This is a genomic window from Inhella sp. (assembly GCF_041912635.1).
Classification (GTDB): Bacteria; Pseudomonadota; Gammaproteobacteria; order Burkholderiales; family Burkholderiaceae_C; genus Inhella.
Map to the genome: position 1 here is coordinate 1 of NZ_JAYRMO010000003.1, position 16,229 is coordinate 16,229.

Below are 16,229 nucleotides of genomic sequence, written 5' to 3' on the forward strand. Positions count from 1 at the left end.
GCCGCCTCCAGCGAGGCGCCCGCACCGATGCGCAGCGCCTTGGCGCTGCGCTCGATGCGCTGCAGCTCGGCCACCTGGCCGAGGTAGATGACCTCGCCCAACGCGCGGAACTGCTTGGTGACCCACAGGCCCACATCGGTGCTGCCCGCCAGCAGCCGCGCCTGCGGCATGGCCTGCCGCAGCGCGGCCAGCTCATCCAGGCTGCGCGGGCTGTGGAAGCCGCTCGGGGTGTGCAGCGGGCCTTGAGCCTGCAGCTCGCGCAGTGCGGCTTCGATGGGGGCGCGGTCCAGGCGCGGTGCGGTTTGCGCAAAGCAGCGCTCGCCGGCATCCAGGATCGGGCGGTAGCCGGTGCAGCGGCACAGATTGCCGCTCAGGCCGTCAGCCAGCTGCTGGCGGTTCGGCGGGCTCTTCAGCTCTTCCCACAGCTGCCAGATCGACATCACGAAACCGGGGGTGCAGAAGCCGCATTGCGAGCCGTGGCAGTCCACCAGGGCCTGCTGCACCGGGTGCAGCTGCTCGGGGCAGCCCAGGTCTTCCACCGTGAACAAAGCCTTGCCGTCCAGCGTGGGCAGGAACTGGATGCAGCTGTTCACCGGCTTGAGCTGCAGCTGCCCTTCAGCGTTCAGCTCGCCCAGCACCACGGTGCAGGCGCCGCAGTCGCCCTCGGCGCAGCCTTCCTTGCCGCCGGTGCAGCGCTGGTCCTCGCGCAGCCATTCCAGCACCGTGCGGGTGCTGGGCGGGGCGTCGATTGTTTGGATGGCACCGCGGTGCCAGAAGCGCAGCGGGCGGGTGGAAAGCTCACTCAAGCGGGGCTCCTGCGGCCACCCAGCGGCCGAGCAGCGCGCGCTCGGCGTCGGTGATCTGGGTGGCGTTGTTCAAGGGCATGGTGCGGGCCAGCACCACTTGCTGGTGGATGGCCTGGGCATGCTGTGCCAGCAAGGCCGGCTGGTGCAAGGCCACGCCTTTTTGCGCGCCCTGCTCGCCATGGCAGGCCAGGCAGCGCTGGGCCACCACCGCCTGCACCTCGGCCAGGCGCGGCACGGCGCTAATTGGTTTTGGCTGTGGTGCCGGCGCCAGGGCCACGGCCAGGCCGATCAGCAGTGCGGTGCCAAGGGCCGCGAACTCCCAGGGCACGCGCACGCCCTGCACCAGGGCCTTGTGGCGGGCCACGAAGCTGTGGCGGATCTGCGCGCCGGCCAGCATCAGCACCACCAGCACCGCCCAGTTGTGTGCGCCTTGGTAGAGCATGGGGTAGTGGTTGCTCAGCATGGCCACCAGCACCGGCAGCGTGAAGTAGGTGTTGTGCACGCTGCGCTGCTTGCCGCGCTGGCCATGGATGGGGTCCACCGGCTGCCCGGCCTTCATCTGCGCGATAACCTTGCGCTGCCCCGGGATGATCCACACCAGCACGTTCGCGCTCATGGCCGTGGCCAGCATGGCGCCCACGATGACGAAAGCGGCCCGGCCGGCAAAGAGCTGGCAGGCGGCCCAGCTGGCGCCCACCACCACGGCCAGCACGGCCAGGCCCACGAAGGCATCACCCCCCACCTTGCCCTGGCGCTCGCCCAGCAGCCGGCACAGGGCGTTGTAGACGAACCAGAAGGCGAATACGAAGCCCAGCGCCGCCGCCACCGCCGCGCCGCTGGACGACCAGGCGTGCACGCGCGGGTCGATCAGGAAGCTGTCGGCGTTGAAGAGATAGAGCACCGTGAAGAGCGCAAAGCCCGTCAGCCAGGTGGAGTAGCTCTCCCAGAAGAACCAGTGCAGCTTCTCGGGCAGGGCCTTGGGCGCCACCAGGTACTTCTGCGGGTGGTAGAAGCCGCCGCCGTGCACGGCCCAGAGCTCGCCGTCCACGCCCTTGGCCTGCAGATCGGGCGCCGTCGGCTTGGTCAGGCTGGAATCCAGGAACACGAAGTAGAAGGACGAGCCGATCCAGGCGATGGCGGTGATGACATGGGCCCAGCGCAACAGCAGGTTGGCCCAGTCGAACAGGTAAGACCACTCCATCAACTGCCCCGATAAGTGCTGTAGCTCCAGGGGCTCACGAGCAGCGGCACGTGGTACTTGGCCTGCACATCGGCGATGCCGAAATCGAGGTTCACCACGTCGATGAACGGCGGCTCGGGCAGCTCCACGCCGCGGGCACGGAAGTAGGCCGCCACCTCAAAGCACAGGCGCCAGCGCCCGGCCTGCAGGGCCTCGCCACTGAGCAGCGGGCCATCGGCTCGGCCATCGGCATTCAGGTGAAAACGCTGGCAGGTCTCGGCCCCGCCCTCAGGCAGGATGCGCTGCAGCGTCACGGCCATGCCGGCAGCCGGGCAGCCGTGGGCGGTGTCGAGCACGTGGGTGGATAGATGGCCCATGGCAGCGGTGTTTCGGTTTCGGCAAACTGTATACACTCAAGCATACACGCTTGCATAACCAAAGCCATGTCCGAACCGGCCAGCGCCACCCAGCGCATCGTTGACGCCATCACCGCCGCCATCGTCGAGCGCCGCCTGATGCCGGGCACCAAGCTGGTGGAGCAGCAACTGGCCGACCTGTTCGAAGTCTCGCGCACCCTGGTGCGCCAGGCGCTGAACCAGCTCAGCCGCGACCACCTGGTAAAGCTGCAACCCGCCCGCGGCGCCTTCGTGGCCGAACCCAGCGTGGACGAAGCCAGGCAAGTGTTCGAGGTGCGGCAAATGATCGAGCTGCAGCTGGTGCGGCAACTCTGCAAGTCCATTGCGCCCGCGCAGGTGCAGGCCCTGCGTGAACACTTGCGCCGCGAGGCCGAGGCGCTGGCGCGCGGGGACGTGACGGGGCGCACCCGTCTGCTGGCCGAATTTCATGTGCTGATGGCACGCCTGTTGGGCAACGAGGTGCTGGCGGACCTGCTGGCCGACCTGCTGGCGCGCTGCTCCCTGATTGCGCTGATGTACCAGAGCTCGCACTCCGCCGAGCATTCCGCCGAGGAACACGTGGCCATCGTCGATGCCATCGAGCAAGGCGATGCGAAGACCGCCACCCGCCTGATGCAGGAGCATCTGGGCAATGTGGAGCGCAACATGCAACTGCACCCCCGCACCGTGGACCTGGCCACGGCCCTGCGCATCGCCGCTTGAACGCCGTCATGAACTATCCGCGTGACCTGCGCGGCTACGGCCGCACCCCGCCCCACCCGCACTGGCCGAAGCAGGCCCGCGTGGCCCTGCAGTTTGTGCTGAACTTCGAGGAAGGCGGCGAGAACTCGGTGCTGCATGGCGATTCCGGCAGCGAGCAGTTCCTCTCCGAGATGTTCAACCCGGCCGCCTACCCGGCGCGCCACCTGAGCATGGAGGGCATTTACGAGTACGGCTCGCGCGTGGGCGTCTGGCGCATCCTGCGCGAGTTCGAGCAGCGCGGCCTGCCGCTCACCGTCTTCGGCGTCGGGATGGCACTGGAGCGCTGCCCGGAAGTGACCGCCGCCTTCGTCGAGCTGGGGCACGAGATTGCCTCGCACGGCTGGCGCTGGATCCACTACCAGGGCATGGACGAAGCCACCGAGCGCGCCCACCTGCTGCAAGCCGTGGAGACCATCACGCGCCTGACCGGCCAGCCCCCCGCCGGCTGGTACACCGGGCGCGACAGCCCCAACACCCGCCGCCTGGTGGTGGAGCATGGCGGCTTCGAGTACGACAGCGACTATTACGGCGACGACCTGCCCTTCTGGCTACAAGTGCGCAAGTCCAGCGGCGAGCTCAGCCCGCATCTGGTGGTCCCCTACACGCTGGATTGCAACGACATGCGCTTTGCCCTGCCCCAGGGCTTCAGCCATGGCGAACCCTTTTTCCAGTACCTGCGCGATGCCTTCGACGTGCACTACGCCGAAGGCGCCGAGCGGCCTTCGATGATGAGCGTGGGCCTGCATTGCCGGCTGCTGGGCCGCCCGGGGCGCATGCGCGCGCTGCAGCGTTTTCTGGACCATGTGCAGGCGCACGATCGGGTGTGGATCACCCGCCGCATCGACATCGCCCGGCACTGGAAGGCCCAGCACCCCTTCAACCCCGACACCGCCTTCGTATGGACCTGAACATCCTGAACCAGGCACCACAGGCCGAGCTGTTGGCGCAACTGGGCGGGCTGTACGAGCACTCACCCTGGATCGTCGAGCAAGCCCTGCCGCGCCGCCCCTTCGCCAGCCTCGCCGCCTTCAAGCGCGCCTGCGCCGAGGTGCTGGCCGTCGCCAGCCGCGAGGCGCAGCTGGGCCTGATCCGCGCCCACCCCGAGCTGGCCGGCAAGGCCATGGTGGCCGGCGCGCTGACCGCCGAGAGCACCGGCGAGCAGGCGCGCGCCGGCCTGACGCATTGCAGCCCGGCAGAGTTCGACACCCTGCAGCGCCTGAACGCCGATTACAACCAGCGCTTCGGCTGGCCCTTCATCCTGGCCGTGCGCGGGCCGCGCGGCACCGGCCTGACGCGCCACCAGATCATCGAGACCTTCGAGCGCCGCCTGCACGCGCACGCCGAGGACGAGTTCCACGAGTGCCTGCGCCAGATCCACCGCATCGCCGAGCTGCGTCTGGCCGAAAAGTTCCACGAAACGCTGCCCGCCGGCGAGCAGGTGTGGGACTGGGCCGAGGCCCTGGCCCGCCACAGCGATGCCCCCGATGCACTGACCGTCACCTACCTGACCCCAGCGCACCGCGCCTGCGCGCAGGACCTGCAGGACTGGATGGGCGCCGCTGGCTTCGACGAGTGCAGCCTGGATGCCGTGGGCAATGTGGTCGGCGTGTATTACGGGCAGGACCGCAGCGCCCCGCGCGTGCTGACCGGCAGCCACTACGACACCGTGCGCAACGGCGGCCGCTACGACGGCCGCCTCGGCATCCTGGCACCCATGGCCCTGGTGCAGCGCTGGGCGGCCAAGGGCTGGCGCCCGCGCCATGGGCTGGAGGTGGTGGGCTTTGCCGAGGAAGAAGGTCAGCGCTTTCCCGCCACCTTCCTGGCCAGCAGCGCGCTGGTCGGCCGCTTCGAGCCGGCCTGGCTGGAGCAGCAGGACGCTGATGGCGTGACGCTGCGCGATGCCATGCAAGCCGCTGGCCTTCCCGGCACGCTCGAATCCATCCAGGCGCTGCGCCGCGAGCCGGCCCGCTATCTGGGCTTCGTCGAGATCCACATCGAGCAAGGCCCGGTGCTCGACGCCATGAACCTGCCGCTCGGCGTGGTGAGCTCCATCAACGGCAGCCACCGCTACACCGGCGAAGTGCTGGGCGTGGCCAGCCACGCGGGCACCACGCCCATGGGCGCGGCACGCCGCGATGCCGCGGTGGCCGTGGCCGAACTGGTGCTGCAGGTCGAACGAATTGCCGCCGCCCTGCCCGAGGCCGTGGGCACCGTGGGCCAACTCGAAGTGCCGGGCGGCTCCATCAACGTGGTGCCCGGGCGCTGCCGCTTCAGCCTCGACCTGCGTGCCCCGCGCGACGCCGTGCGCGACCGCCTGCGCGACGAGGTGCTGCAGGCCCTGGATGCCAACTGCCAGCGCCGTGGCCTGCAGTACACGCTGCGCCCTACGCTGAGTGCCGACGCCGCCCCCAGCCACCCGGACTGGATGGCCCGCTGGGAAGCCGCCGTGGCCGCGCTGGGCCTGCCGGTGTTCCGCTTGCCCAGCGGCGCCGGGCACGACGCCATGAAGATGCACGAGCTGCTGCCCCAGGCCATGCTGTTCGTGCGCGGCGGCAACGCCGGCATCAGCCACAACCCGCTCGAAACCATCACCGCCCACGACGCCCAGCTGGCCGTGGACGCCCTGCAGCAGCTGCTGGAGAACCTATGACGGCCTACGCAAGGCTGGACGCCTGGATTGCCGCGCATTTCGACGAGGAGGTGCGCTTCCTGCAGGAGCTGGTGCGCGTGCCCACCGACACGCCCCCGGGGAACAACGCCCCGCACGCCGAGCGCACCGCCGAGCTGCTGGCCGCCATGGGCCTGCCCTGCGAGGCCCACCCCGTGCCGGCGGCCGAGGTGCAGGCGCAGGGCATGCAGAGCATCACGAACCTGATCGTGCGCCGGCGCTTTGCCCCCAGCGGCCCGGTGGTGGCGCTGAACGCGCATGGCGACGTAGTGCCGCCCGGCGAGGGCTGGAGCCAGGACCCCTACGGCGGCGCGGTGGTGGACGGCCAGCTCTACGGCCGCGCCGCCGCCGTCAGCAAAAGCGACTTCGCCAGCTACACCTTCGCGCTGCGTGCGCTCGAAGCCCTGGGCCTGCCGCTGAAGGGCGGCGTGGAGCTGCACTTCACCTACGACGAGGAATTCGGCGGCGAGCTCGGCCCCGGCTGGCTGCTGCGCCAGGGGCTGACGAAACCCGACTACCTGATCGCCGCCGGCTTCAGCTACCAGGTCGTCACCGCCCACAACGGCTGCCTGCAGCTGGAAGTGACGCTCACCGGCCTGGCCAGCCATGCCGCATACCCCCACACCGGCATCGACGCCCTGCAGGCCGCCACCGACCTGCTGCATGCGCTGTACGCCGACAACGCCTCGCTCAAGCTGATCCGCTCCGAGGTCGCGGGCATCACCCACCCCTACCTGAACGTGGGACGCATCGAGGGCGGCAGCAACACCAATGTGGTGCCCGGCAAGGTCACGCTCAAGCTGGACCGCCGCATGATCCCCGAGGAAGACCCGACCGAGGTCGAGAAGGGGCTGCGCCATCTGATCGAGACCAATGTGCGCACCCACCATCCCAAGGTGAAGCTGAGCATCCGCCGCCTGCTGCTGGCCCACAGCCTGCAGCCCGATGCGCGCAACGCCCCGCTGGTACAGGCCATCCAGCGCCACGGCCGAGAGGTGCTGGGCGAAGACATCCCCGAATGCGGCACGCCGCTCTACACCGATGTGCGGCTGTACGGCGCCGCGGGCGTGCCCGCCGTCATCTACGGCGCCGGCCCGCGCACCGTGCTGGAAAGCAATGCCAAGCGCGCCGACGAGCACCTGGACCTGAATGACCTGCGCCGCGCCACCCAGGTCGTGGCGCGCACCCTCTACGACCTGCTGAAGACCGACTGATGCGCACCTTGATCTCCACCCTGCTGCTGGCCGCAGCCGCCCAAACGCCATGGGCCCAGGCCGCCCCTTTGAAAGTGGCCACCTGGAACCTGGGCTGGCACCTGGACCGCGAGCTCGCCGCCCAGTGGCGCGCCGCCTGCGCGGCCCCATTCAAGCTGGAAGGCGGCCGCTGGAAGCCCGCGGCCGCAGCCGGCGCCGACACCCAACCGGGCTGGAAGCTGCCCTGGGGCCGCAACGCGCCGATCGACTGGGACATCGGCGCCCTGCCCCCTTGCGACACCTACCAGCACAACCGCCAGTCCGTCGCCGTCACGCCGGAGCAGGACGAACAACGCCGCGAGCGCCTGCGCACCGTGCTGGCCGAGAAGCTGGACGCCGACGTGATCGCCTTCCAGGAAGTGAGCGGCGCAGCGGCCGTGCGCGAGCTGGTGGGCGAGGCCTACGAGGTCTGCAGCTACGAGGGCCACAAGGTGCAGCGCCTGGCCTTTGCCTGGAAGCGCAAGCTGGGCAGCGGACGCTGCGAACTGGATTGGCGCCTGGCCCTGCCGCAACGCGCCATGGCCGATCAGGTGCGCCCCGGGCTCGCCCTGAGCCTGCAGACCGGCGGCAAGACCCTGCGCTTCCTCACCGTGCACCTGAAGTCCTCCTGCGTGTCCGCGCTGGACGCGAACAACCCGCTGTTCCCGGCCGCCGCCGGCGAGGCGCGCGGCCAGCTGGATGGCCCCAACCCCCATTGCCAGAGCCTGCAGGAGCAGGTGGCCCCGCTGGAAGACTGGCTGGAACGTCAGAGCCAAGGAGCCGACGGCCTGGTGCTGCTGGGCGACTTCAACCGCAACCTCGGCCATGAGGCCAGCGAGGCCGCCGAACTGCCGGCCCGCAGTGCCGGGGGCGCCGCTGCTGCGCCGCATGGACCCGAGGTCAAGGTGCGCAATCTGTGGCGCGAACTGAACGACGGCCAGCCCCAGGCCCTGCGCCTGCTGTCTGCCGAATGCACGGGCCTGCCCGCCTGCGCCCTGGCCAAGACCCGTTTGCTGGACCGGCAGGAATATGGCCAGCTGCGCGCCACCCTGGGCTGCCGCAACCCGGTGGGGCTGGACCACATCGTTGTGGCGGGTGCCCTGAAGGGCGACGGCGCGCACAAGCTGGCGCTGGGCGCCGCCGGTGAAACCCGGCCGAACGCCCAGGGCCAGGTGGAGCTGGGGCTCTCGGACCACTGCCCGCTGGTGGCCGAGCTGGAACTTTGAGCGCCAAGCCGGCGTCACTGCGTTAGCCTCGCACCATGGTCCGACGCCTGTCCCTGCTCGCCTTGCTGCTGAGCGCCCTCCTCGGCCCGGCCGGCCCCGCGGCCGCGGCCGAGCTGCGCATGGCCTTCGGTGAAAAGATCCCGCCATTCAGCTTCCCCGCCACCGACTCCGGCATCGAGATCGAGACCTACCGCGAAGCCCTGGCCTTGCGCGGCCACCAGCTCAAGCCGGTGTACTACGCCTTTGCGCGCGTGCCCATGGCCTTCAAGAGTGGCGAGGTGGACGCCGCCATGACCGATTTGGGCGAGGACCTGCGTCCCTTCGGCGGCCACTACGGCGACACCGCGGTGGTCTACGACAACGTGTTCGTCACGCTCCGCCAGCTGCAGCGGAAGATTCGCACGCCCGCCGACCTGAAGGGTCTCAGCGTGGTGTCCTTTCAGGGCGCCGCAAAACGCTTTCCGGAATGGCTGGAGCCCGTGAAGCAGGCCGGGCTGTACCGCGAGGTCAATGACCAGGCCACCCAGGTGCGCATGCTGATGGCCGGCCGTGTCGACGTCGTGCTGAGCGACCGGCACATCTTCCGCTACTTCAGCCTGCAGGTGCGCAATCAGGGCCAGGCCGTGCTGCCGGTGGACGAGCACCGCTTCACCACCCCGAAGGCGGATGACTACCGCCCGGTGTTTCGCGACCCCAAGATCCGCGACGACTTCAATGCCGGCCTGAAGCAGCTGCGCGCCAGCGGGCGGCTGCGGGCGATCTACCAGCGCTACCTGGAGGAATAGGCGGGCTCGTCAGGGCTCAGCCTTGCAGCGGGCGGCGCATCAGCCATTGGCATAGCGCCGGGCTCTCGAAACCCAGCCGCCGCAAGGCCGCGCCTCCCAGATCCATGCGCTGCAACTGCGGCACGAACAAGCCCCGTGTCGGCTCCGCCGCGGCCAGGGCCGCCACCAGGCGTTCGGCATCGGCCTGGGCTGGGCTCAGGTCCACCAGGCTGAGGATCTGCACCCGCTCGCCCGCCTCGGTCCACACCAGCTGGGCCTGGCCTGTCTGCCAGGCCGTCCAGGCGCTCGGGTGGCGTTCCAGCACCGTGGCGCTGACCTGCAGCGGCAAGTCAGCGGGCTCATGCGTGCGCAGCCACTGCAGGGCCTGCTCGCGCGGCAGGGCATCGAAGCCCGGTGCCTGCGCCGCCGCGCCCGACGCGGCCCGCTCGAAGCCGAGCAACTCGTGCACCGTGTCGAACCCGCGCGACTGGTACAGGCGCACAGCGCGCTCGTTCTGCGCGAACACCTCCAACTCCACGGCCTGCAGGCCGGCGGCGCAGGCGCGGTGGATGAAGTCATCCAGCAGCGCCGGTGCGGCGCCACTGCCCCGGGCGGCCGGTGTGGCACCCATGGTGGCCAGGCGCCAGCGCCCGGTGCGCGGCGCCACGAAGGCAAAGGCGAGCGGCTGGCCCGCGGCATCCAACGCCACCCGACTCAGGCTCAAGTCCACCGCCTGGCGGGCCAAAAAGCCCGGCCATTGCGCCAGGCTCAGCTGGAAGGGTCCGATCAAGTAGTCGGAAAAGGCCTGGCTGAAGGCCTCGTGCAAGACGGCGGCGGGCAGTTGGTCGGCAGGGACGAAGGCGGTATCGGTCATCGGCGGCTCCTGGGCCGCGGCATTAGAGCCTTGCGACCCGCCGGCGCCGTTCGCCATGCCTCAGCGCGGCTCGTTCCCAGCCAGCAGTTGCGCCACGCTCAGCTCTTCCCAGCCACTGGCCCGCCAAAGCCCCTGTGTGGCCGGGCTGCGCCCCACCAGCAGGGCCTGCAGCAGTGGCGCGGCCAGGGTTTCCTGCGGGTTGCGCAGCAGCACCAGGCGCTGCGCGCCCTCCTCTTCCAGGCGGCCGATCCAATCCAAGCGCAGCAGGGTCTCCAGCACCGGCTCCAGTTGCAGGGGCTCGATGCGCAGGCCCTGAGCCAGCGCGAGCTTGCTGGCGCCGGCCGCACCGCGGCGCTGGCGCAGCCACAGCTCGCCCAGCACGCGCAGTGCCAGTTCCAGCTCCAGTCCGGGCGCCGGTGCGCGCTGCATCAGGCCTTGTGTCAGGCCCGGCGCGTTCGCAGCAATCAGCGCCCCCAGCAGCACGATCACCCAGCCCAGGTACATCCAGATCAGAAAAATCGGCAGCGTGGCAAAGGCCCCGTACAGGGTGGCGTAGGTGGGCACCTGCTTGATCCACCAGGCCAGGCCCAGCTTCGCCAGTCCGAAGGCACCGGCCACGAACAGCGCACCCAGCAGCGCATGGCGCCAGCGCACATGGGTGTTGGGCACGAAATGGAACAGACCCGCCACTGCGGCCGTGAGCACGCCGAACTGCATGAAATCCAGCAGGGTCTCGAACCCGCCCGGCAGGCGGTCCACCAGGCCCTGGCTGGCTGAGAGGGCGTAGCTGGTCAGTGTCAGGCTGGCCCCCAGCGCCAGCGGCCCCAGCGTCAGCGTGGCCCAGTAGACGAGCACGCGCTGCGCAATGGGCCGCGGGCGCCGCACGCGCCAGATGGCGTTGAGCGTGCGGTCGATGGTCAGCATCAGGGCGATGGCGGTGAGCCCCAGCACGCCCGCACCCACGGTGCCCAGGCCCTTGGCCTTGCTGGCGAACTGCGTGAGCGTGCGCAGCACCGGGCGGGCAATGTTGTCGGGCACCAGATTGGCCAGGAAGTACTGCTCCAGCGCCTTCTGGAAACCCGAGAACATCGGGAACGCGGTGAACAGGGCCAGCATCAGCACCAGCAGCGGCACCAGCGAGATCAGCGTGGTGAAGGTCAGGCTGCCGGCTGTGACGCCCAGGCGCAGCTCGGTGAAGCGTGCCTGCAGGCCGGCGGCCGATTCACGCCAGGGCCAGCGGCGCAGGTCGCGCCAACTGCTCAGCAGCATGCGCAGCCAGGCATGGCGGCGCAGGGCGGCAAAAGAGGGGCTCAGCAGCATAGGGGGGCCGAGTGTAGTGATGGCCCTCCCTACACTGGCGGGATGTCCACCCCGCGCACCCTTCCGAGCCCCGCCGAGCGGGCCAGCCGAGCCGCCGCCCTGCTGTTCTGCGTCCTGCTCATCGGCCTGTGCCTGGCCTGGGAGCTGTGGCTGCAGCCCACCGGCCAGGGCTGGCTGGCGCTCAAGGCCCTGCCCCTGCTGCCCGCGCTGCCCGGCCTGTGGCGCTATCGCCTCTACACCTACCGGTGGACCAGCCTGCTGGTCTGGCTCTACGCCACCGAGGGCCTGGTGCGCGGCCCCAGCGGCCGTGGTGCCGAAGCCTGGCTGGGCTGGGCCGAAGTGGCCCTGGCCGTGGCGCTGTTCAGCGCCTGCACGGTGCAGATCCGCCAGCGCCTGAAAGCTGCGAAGGCCGCATGACCGAGGTGTTGGCGCGCCTGCGCAGCGAGTTCGGCCCCGAACAGGCGCTGGCCGGCGCCGATGCCGCACCCTTCGAGCGCGACTGGCGTGGCCGCGCCCCAGGCCGGGCGCTCGCGGTGCTTCGCCCGCGCACCGTGGGCGAGGTGCAGGCCATGCTGCGCGCCGCCGCGCGCGAAGGCCTGGCCCTGGTGCCCCAGGGTGGCAACACCGGCCTCGTCGAAGGCTCGACGCCCGACACCAGCGGCCGCGAGCTCGTGCTGAGCCTGCGGCGGGTCGATCGCATCCGCGCCATCAGCCCCGTCAACGCCACGCTGTGCGCCGAGGCGGGCGCACTGCTGCAGCCCCTGCAGCAGGCCTGCGCCGCGCAAGGCCTGCTGCTGCCGCTGAGCCTGGCGGCCGAGGGCAGCTGCACCCTGGGTGGCAATCTCGCCACCAATGCCGGCGGCACCCAGGTACTGCGCTGGGGCAATGCACGCGACCTCTGCCTCGGGCTGGAGGTGGTGACGGCCGACGGCGGCCTGTGGAGCGACCTGGACGGCCTGCGCAAGGACCATCGCGGCCTGAACCTGCGCGACCTGTTCATCGGCAGCGAGGGCACGCTGGGTGTCATCACCGCGGCGGTCATCAAGCTGCAGGCCCTGCCGCGCAGCCGGCTGGCGGCCTGGCTGGCGGTGCCCGATCTGCCCGCCGCGATGCAGCTGCTGCGGAGCGCCCGCACGGCGCTGGGCGACGGCCTGAGCGGCTTCGAGGCCATGAGCCAGGCGAGTCAGCAGTTGCTCGACAAGCTGCCCCTGCCGGCCTGCCCCTGGGCGCTGCTGGTGGAGTTGTCCAGCCACCGTGCGGAGGCGGAGGCCCGCGCCGAGTTCGAGGCCTGGCTGGCCCTGGTGCTGGCCGAGGGGTGGGCTCAAGACGCCGTGCTGGCCCACAACGAGGCGCAGGCGCAGGCCCTGTGGGCCGTGCGCGAGGCCATTCCCGGCGCGCAGACCCGCGCCGGCGGCAATCTCAAGCACGACATCGCCCTGCCGCTCGACCGCATCGCCGATTTCGTGGCCGCGTGCGAGGCGCGCATCGCGCGCGCGTTCCCGGGGGCCCGGCCGGTGGTGTTCGGGCATCTGGGCGACGGGAACCTGCACTTCAACGTGGCCCCGCCCGCGGGCCAGAGCCTGGCCGACTTCCAGGCACAGGAGCCGGCACTGAACGCCCTGGTGTTCGACTGCGTGGCCGAGTTCGGCGGCAGCTTCAGCGCCGAGCACGGCATCGGCCGGCTGCGCCGGGCCGAGTTGGTTCAGCGCCTGGACCCGCTGGCACTGGACCTGATGCGCCGGATCAAGCAGGCGCTTGACCCGGCGAACCGGCTCAACCCAGGGCGGGTTCTGTAGCGCGCGGCCGGCGGCCGCGCATCACCAGGCCAATCAGCTTGGCCAGCATGCGCCAGGCAAAGCGCACCAGCAGCACGGTCAGCACGGCTTCGACCAGCGTCATCAGGAAGGCGCCCAGCGCCGTCCAGCGTGGCACGCGGCGCTTGAACTTGGCCAGCATGCGGTCGCGCGCGATCTCAATGCTGTCGTAGAAGCTTGGCACCACCAGCAGGGTCAGCACCGTGGAGGTGATGGTGCCGCCGATGATGGCCACCGCCATCGGGCGGTAGAACTCGCCGCCCTCGCCGATGCCGATGGCCACCGGCAGCATGCCGGCGATCAGCGCAAAGGTCGTCATCAGGATCGGCCGGAAGCGCTTGCGCCCGGCGTGCATCAGCGCCTCCTCGCGGTCGATGCCCGCTTTCTCTTCCTGGCGTGTGGCATCCAGCAGCAGGATGGCGTTCTTCGCCACCAAGCCCATCAGCATGATGACGCCGATCAGGCTCATCAGGTTCAGCGTGCCCTTGGTGAGCAGCAGAGCGATCACCACGCCGATGAGCGACAGCGGCAGCGAGAGCATCACGCCCAGCGGTGCGGTGAAGCTGTTGAACTGGATCACCAGCACGAAGTACATCAGGCCCACGCCGCTGAAGAGCGCCGTGACCATGGCGGTGAACACCACCTGCTGGTCGCGCGCCGAACCGGCGAGCTCGATGCCGAAGCCGGGCGGGAAGACGATCTTCTCGGCCATCTTCTTGGCCTCGGCGGTGATCTCGCCGGGCGAGCGGCCCTGGGCATTGGCGCTGACGGTGATCATGCGCTTGCCGTCGGCGTGCTGGATCTGCGAGGGGCCCTTGCCCATGCGGATGGTGGCGATCTGGTCCAGCGGCACCATGCGGTTGCTGCCGCCCACGGCGATCGGCAGGCGCTCGATGTTGGCGGCGTCCACACGGTCTTCGGGGTGCAGGCGCACGGCCACGTCACGGGTCTCGCCGGCCGGGTCCACCCAGTCGCCAACTTCCACGCCGGCGAAGGCCACGCGCAACGCCTGGGCGGCATCCGCCACCGAGATGCCGAGCTGATTGGCCAGGCCACGGTCCAGTTCGATCTGCAGTTCCTGCTGCGGGTCCTGCTCGGAATAGCCGATATCCACCGCACCTTTGATGGTGCGCATCTGCTGCATGAAGCCGCTGGTTATTTCCTGCAGCTTGCGCGTGTCGGTGCCGTAGAAGCGGATCTGCACAGGCTTTTGCGCACCGTTGTTCAGGTCGTCCAGCACCACGTACTCGGCACCCACCAGCTGGGTGAGCTTCTCGCGCAGGTCGGCCGCCACATCGCCGGCACTGCGCTTGCGCTCGGTGCTCTTGCCGATGTCCACGTAGACGCGGCCGCCGGAGGCATTCGGGTAGGAGCTGGTGTGCTGGGTTTCGGGCATGGCGCGTGCCAGCGTGGCCGCCGCCTCCAACTTGCGCTTGCCGTATTCCAGGCTGCTGGAAGCCGGTGTGCGCACATCGATGGCCAGGAAGCCCGCATCGCCCGCCGGCAGGAAAGACGAGCCACCGAACTTGCCCTGCAGGAAGATGGCACCGACAAAGCTGGCGAAGGCGATGGCCGCCATCCAGCGGCGGTGGTGCAGCGCCCAGGCGATCACCCGGCCATAGCCGTCCGCCACGTGGTCGAACCAGTCATTGAAGCGCTGCAATTGGCGCGAGATGCCCTTCTTGGGGGCGTGGTGGTAGCCCGGAGGGTCACCCCAGTAGGCCGAGAGCATCGGATCGAGCGTGAAGCTGATCAGCAGCGACACCAGCACCGAGGCCACGACGGTGAGCGCGAAGGGCTTGAACCATTGGCCCGGGCCCGAGCCCATGAAGGCCACCGGCACAAACACCGCCACGATGGCGAAGGTGGTGGCCGCCACCGCCATGCCGATCTCGGCCGTGCCCTCGCGCGCCGCCGTCATGCGGTCGGCGCCGCGCTCCATGTGCCGCACGATGTTCTCGCGCACCACGATGGCGTCGTCGATCAGCACGCCGATCGCCAGGCTCAGGCCCAGCAGGCTCATGAAATTGAGCGAGAAGCCCATCACCCACACGGCGATGAAGGCCGCCAGCACCGAGGTGGGCAGGGAGAGCGCGGTGATCAGCGTCGAGCGCCAGCTGTTCAGGAAGACATAGACCACAAACACCGTCAGTCCGGCGCCGAACACCAGGGCATGGATGACGTTGTTGAGGCTGTTCTCGGCGTCCTTGCCGCCGTCCTGCGTCACCTCCAGCAGGGTGCCGGCCGGCAGTTCCTTCTGGATCTCGGCCACCAGCTTGCGCGCCTCGTTGGCCACCGTCACCGTCGAGGCCTCGCGCGAGCGGGTGATGGAGAGGCCGACATTGGGCTTGCCATCGCGCAGGCTGAAGCCGGTCAGTTCGGCAAAGCCGTCCTGCACGGCCGCCACCTGGCCGAGGCGCACAACCTCGGTGCCGCGGCGCTTGATGACCATCTGCTCGAATTCGGCCGGTGACTCGATACGGCCGACCAAGCGAATGCTCTGGTCTTCCAGTTCACCGCGCACCTTGCCCACCGGCGCAGTGGTGTTCTGAGCGCGCACGGCTGCCACCACCTCGGTGACGGAGACGCCGTACTCGCGCAGTTTTTCGGCGCGCAGCAGCACCGAGAGTTCACGGCGCAGCGCGCCGTTCACATTGACCACGGCAACGCCCGCGATGCCGCGGAAGCGCTCGGCCAATTTGTCCTCGGCCAGACGCGAGAGCTCGGCGTGGCTCAGGCTGGTGCTGGTCAGTGCCAGCTGCAAGATGGGCTGGGCCCCGGGGTCGATGCGGGTGATGACGGGTTCGCGGATCTCGACCGGCAGCTTGTGGCGCACCGAGGCGATGGCGTTGCGAACCTCATCGGCCGCCTCGATCATGTTCTTCGAGAAGTCGAAGAAGATGACGATGCGCGCACCCCCTTCATAGGCCGTGGCCTGGGTGCGGTCCACGCCCGAGATGGCGTTGAGCGCCTTCTCGATGCGGTTCAGCACCTCGCGCTCGGCCGTGTCGGGTGAGGCCCCCGGGTAGCTGATGTTGACAGCCAGCAGGGGCTGTTCGATGTCAGGGAACTGGTTGACGCGCAGCTTCGAGAGCGCGAGCAGGCCCAGGAACATCATGCCGATGATCAGCACGATGGTCGCGACCGGCTTCTTGATACTGAAGTTGGAAAGAAACATCAGGGTCTCC

The 16,229-nt window shown here is 69.7% G+C and carries 14 protein-coding genes; 8 read left to right on the forward strand and 6 right to left on the reverse strand.

Annotated features, from left to right (window positions below):
- The 3 genes from ACE3QP_RS02070 to uraH form a co-directional block, all read right to left on the reverse strand.
- On the reverse strand, positions 1-806 hold an 806-nt coding region (locus ACE3QP_RS02070), incomplete at its 3' end, for a 2Fe-2S iron-sulfur cluster-binding protein (RefSeq protein WP_374433181.1).
- The gene (locus ACE3QP_RS02075) at positions 799-2,007 is read right to left on the reverse strand and encodes a urate hydroxylase PuuD (RefSeq protein WP_374433182.1); all 1,209 of its coding nucleotides are present in this window, start codon (positions 2,005-2,007) and stop codon (positions 799-801) included. The genes ACE3QP_RS02075 and ACE3QP_RS02070, both read right to left, overlap by 8 nt.
- Positions 2,007-2,363 carry a hydroxyisourate hydrolase gene (gene uraH / locus ACE3QP_RS02080; protein WP_374433184.1) on the reverse strand — a complete coding sequence of 119 codons (357 nt, stop codon included), beginning with the start codon at positions 2,361-2,363 and terminating at the stop codon, positions 2,007-2,009. Before uraH ends, ACE3QP_RS02075 begins: the two co-directional genes overlap by 1 nt.
- A gap of 66 nt (positions 2,364-2,429) precedes the next feature.
- On the opposite strand from uraH, the gene ACE3QP_RS02085 reads away from it, so the two are divergent.
- The 6 genes from ACE3QP_RS02085 to ACE3QP_RS02110 are packed head-to-tail and all read left to right on the forward strand — an operon-like array spanning position 2,430 to position 9,054.
- Positions 2,430-3,104 (forward strand): GntR family transcriptional regulator, encoded by a 675-nt coding sequence (locus ACE3QP_RS02085; protein WP_374433186.1) that lies wholly within the window; start codon positions 2,430-2,432, stop codon positions 3,102-3,104.
- An 8-nt stretch (positions 3,105-3,112) separates the two neighbouring features.
- Positions 3,113-4,051, forward strand: coding sequence for an allantoinase PuuE (gene puuE / locus ACE3QP_RS02090; protein WP_374433187.1), 939 nt, complete (start codon positions 3,113-3,115; stop codon positions 4,049-4,051).
- Positions 4,042-5,793, forward strand: coding sequence for a 2-oxo-4-hydroxy-4-carboxy-5-ureidoimidazoline decarboxylase (uraD, locus tag ACE3QP_RS02095; RefSeq protein WP_374433189.1), 1,752 nt, complete (start codon positions 4,042-4,044; stop codon positions 5,791-5,793). The genes puuE and uraD overlap by 10 nt, the downstream gene beginning before the upstream one ends.
- Positions 5,790-7,025 carry a M20/M25/M40 family metallo-hydrolase gene (locus ACE3QP_RS02100; RefSeq protein ID WP_374433191.1) on the forward strand — a complete coding sequence of 412 codons (1,236 nt, stop codon included), beginning with the start codon at positions 5,790-5,792 and terminating at the stop codon, positions 7,023-7,025. The genes uraD and ACE3QP_RS02100 overlap by 4 nt, the downstream gene beginning before the upstream one ends.
- Positions 7,025-8,269, forward strand: coding sequence for an endonuclease/exonuclease/phosphatase family protein (locus ACE3QP_RS02105; protein WP_374433193.1), 1,245 nt, complete (start codon positions 7,025-7,027; stop codon positions 8,267-8,269). The genes ACE3QP_RS02100 and ACE3QP_RS02105 overlap by 1 nt, the downstream gene beginning before the upstream one ends.
- 35 nt (positions 8,270-8,304) lie before the next feature.
- Positions 8,305-9,054 (forward strand): substrate-binding periplasmic protein, encoded by a 750-nt coding sequence (locus ACE3QP_RS02110; RefSeq protein ID WP_374433194.1) that lies wholly within the window; start codon positions 8,305-8,307, stop codon positions 9,052-9,054.
- A 16-nt stretch (positions 9,055-9,070) separates the two neighbouring features.
- On the opposite strand, the gene ACE3QP_RS02115 is transcribed toward ACE3QP_RS02110, so the two are convergent.
- Both ACE3QP_RS02115 and ACE3QP_RS02120 read right to left on the reverse strand, forming a co-directional pair.
- Positions 9,071-9,907, reverse strand: coding sequence for a GNAT family N-acetyltransferase (locus tag ACE3QP_RS02115; protein ID WP_374433196.1), 837 nt, complete (start codon positions 9,905-9,907; stop codon positions 9,071-9,073).
- A 60-nt stretch (positions 9,908-9,967) separates the two neighbouring features.
- Positions 9,968-11,227: a YihY family inner membrane protein gene (locus ACE3QP_RS02120; RefSeq protein WP_374433198.1), complete on the reverse strand. Its 1,260-nt coding sequence runs from the start codon at positions 11,225-11,227 to the stop codon at positions 9,968-9,970.
- 42 nt (positions 11,228-11,269) lie between these two features.
- Here ACE3QP_RS02120 and ACE3QP_RS02125 point away from each other — a divergent pair, with 42 nt between their 5' ends.
- Positions 11,270-11,644, forward strand: a complete 375-nt coding sequence (locus tag ACE3QP_RS02125; protein ID WP_374433199.1) for a DUF2069 domain-containing protein — start codon at positions 11,270-11,272, stop codon at positions 11,642-11,644.
- Positions 11,641-13,023, forward strand: a complete 1,383-nt coding sequence (locus ACE3QP_RS02130) for an FAD-binding oxidoreductase (RefSeq protein WP_374433201.1) — start codon at positions 11,641-11,643, stop codon at positions 13,021-13,023. The genes ACE3QP_RS02125 and ACE3QP_RS02130 overlap by 4 nt, the downstream gene beginning before the upstream one ends.
- Here ACE3QP_RS02130 and ACE3QP_RS02135 read toward each other — a convergent pair.
- Positions 13,001-16,219 carry an efflux RND transporter permease subunit gene (locus ACE3QP_RS02135; protein ID WP_374433203.1) on the reverse strand — a complete coding sequence of 1,073 codons (3,219 nt, stop codon included), beginning with the start codon at positions 16,217-16,219 and terminating at the stop codon, positions 13,001-13,003. The genes ACE3QP_RS02130 and ACE3QP_RS02135 overlap by 23 nt on opposite strands.
- Positions 16,220-16,229: the final 10 nt, after the last annotated feature.

Excerpts from the sequence above, each read along its gene's own strand:
- ACE3QP_RS02075 (WP_374433182.1), bottom strand. The coding sequence starts at position 2,007 with ATGGAGTGGTCTTACCTGTTCGACTGGGCCAACCTGCTGTTGCGCTGG.
- uraH (WP_374433184.1), bottom strand. The coding sequence starts at position 2,363 with ATGGGCCATCTATCCACCCACGTGCTCGACACCGCCCACGGCTGCCCG.
- ACE3QP_RS02085 (WP_374433186.1), top strand. The coding sequence starts at position 2,430 with ATGTCCGAACCGGCCAGCGCCACCCAGCGCATCGTTGACGCCATCACC.
- puuE (WP_374433187.1), top strand. The coding sequence starts at position 3,113 with ATGAACTATCCGCGTGACCTGCGCGGCTACGGCCGCACCCCGCCCCAC.
- uraD (WP_374433189.1), top strand. The coding sequence starts at position 4,042 with ATGGACCTGAACATCCTGAACCAGGCACCACAGGCCGAGCTGTTGGCG.
- ACE3QP_RS02100 (WP_374433191.1), top strand. The coding sequence starts at position 5,790 with ATGACGGCCTACGCAAGGCTGGACGCCTGGATTGCCGCGCATTTCGAC.
- ACE3QP_RS02105 (WP_374433193.1), top strand. The coding sequence starts at position 7,025 with ATGCGCACCTTGATCTCCACCCTGCTGCTGGCCGCAGCCGCCCAAACG.
- ACE3QP_RS02110 (WP_374433194.1), top strand. The coding sequence starts at position 8,305 with ATGGTCCGACGCCTGTCCCTGCTCGCCTTGCTGCTGAGCGCCCTCCTC.
- ACE3QP_RS02115 (WP_374433196.1), bottom strand. The coding sequence starts at position 9,907 with ATGACCGATACCGCCTTCGTCCCTGCCGACCAACTGCCCGCCGCCGTC.
- ACE3QP_RS02120 (WP_374433198.1), bottom strand. The coding sequence starts at position 11,227 with ATGCTGCTGAGCCCCTCTTTTGCCGCCCTGCGCCGCCATGCCTGGCTG.
- ACE3QP_RS02125 (WP_374433199.1), top strand. The coding sequence starts at position 11,270 with ATGTCCACCCCGCGCACCCTTCCGAGCCCCGCCGAGCGGGCCAGCCGA.
- ACE3QP_RS02130 (WP_374433201.1), top strand. The coding sequence starts at position 11,641 with ATGACCGAGGTGTTGGCGCGCCTGCGCAGCGAGTTCGGCCCCGAACAG.
- ACE3QP_RS02135 (WP_374433203.1), bottom strand. The coding sequence starts at position 16,219 with ATGTTTCTTTCCAACTTCAGTATCAAGAAGCCGGTCGCGACCATCGTG.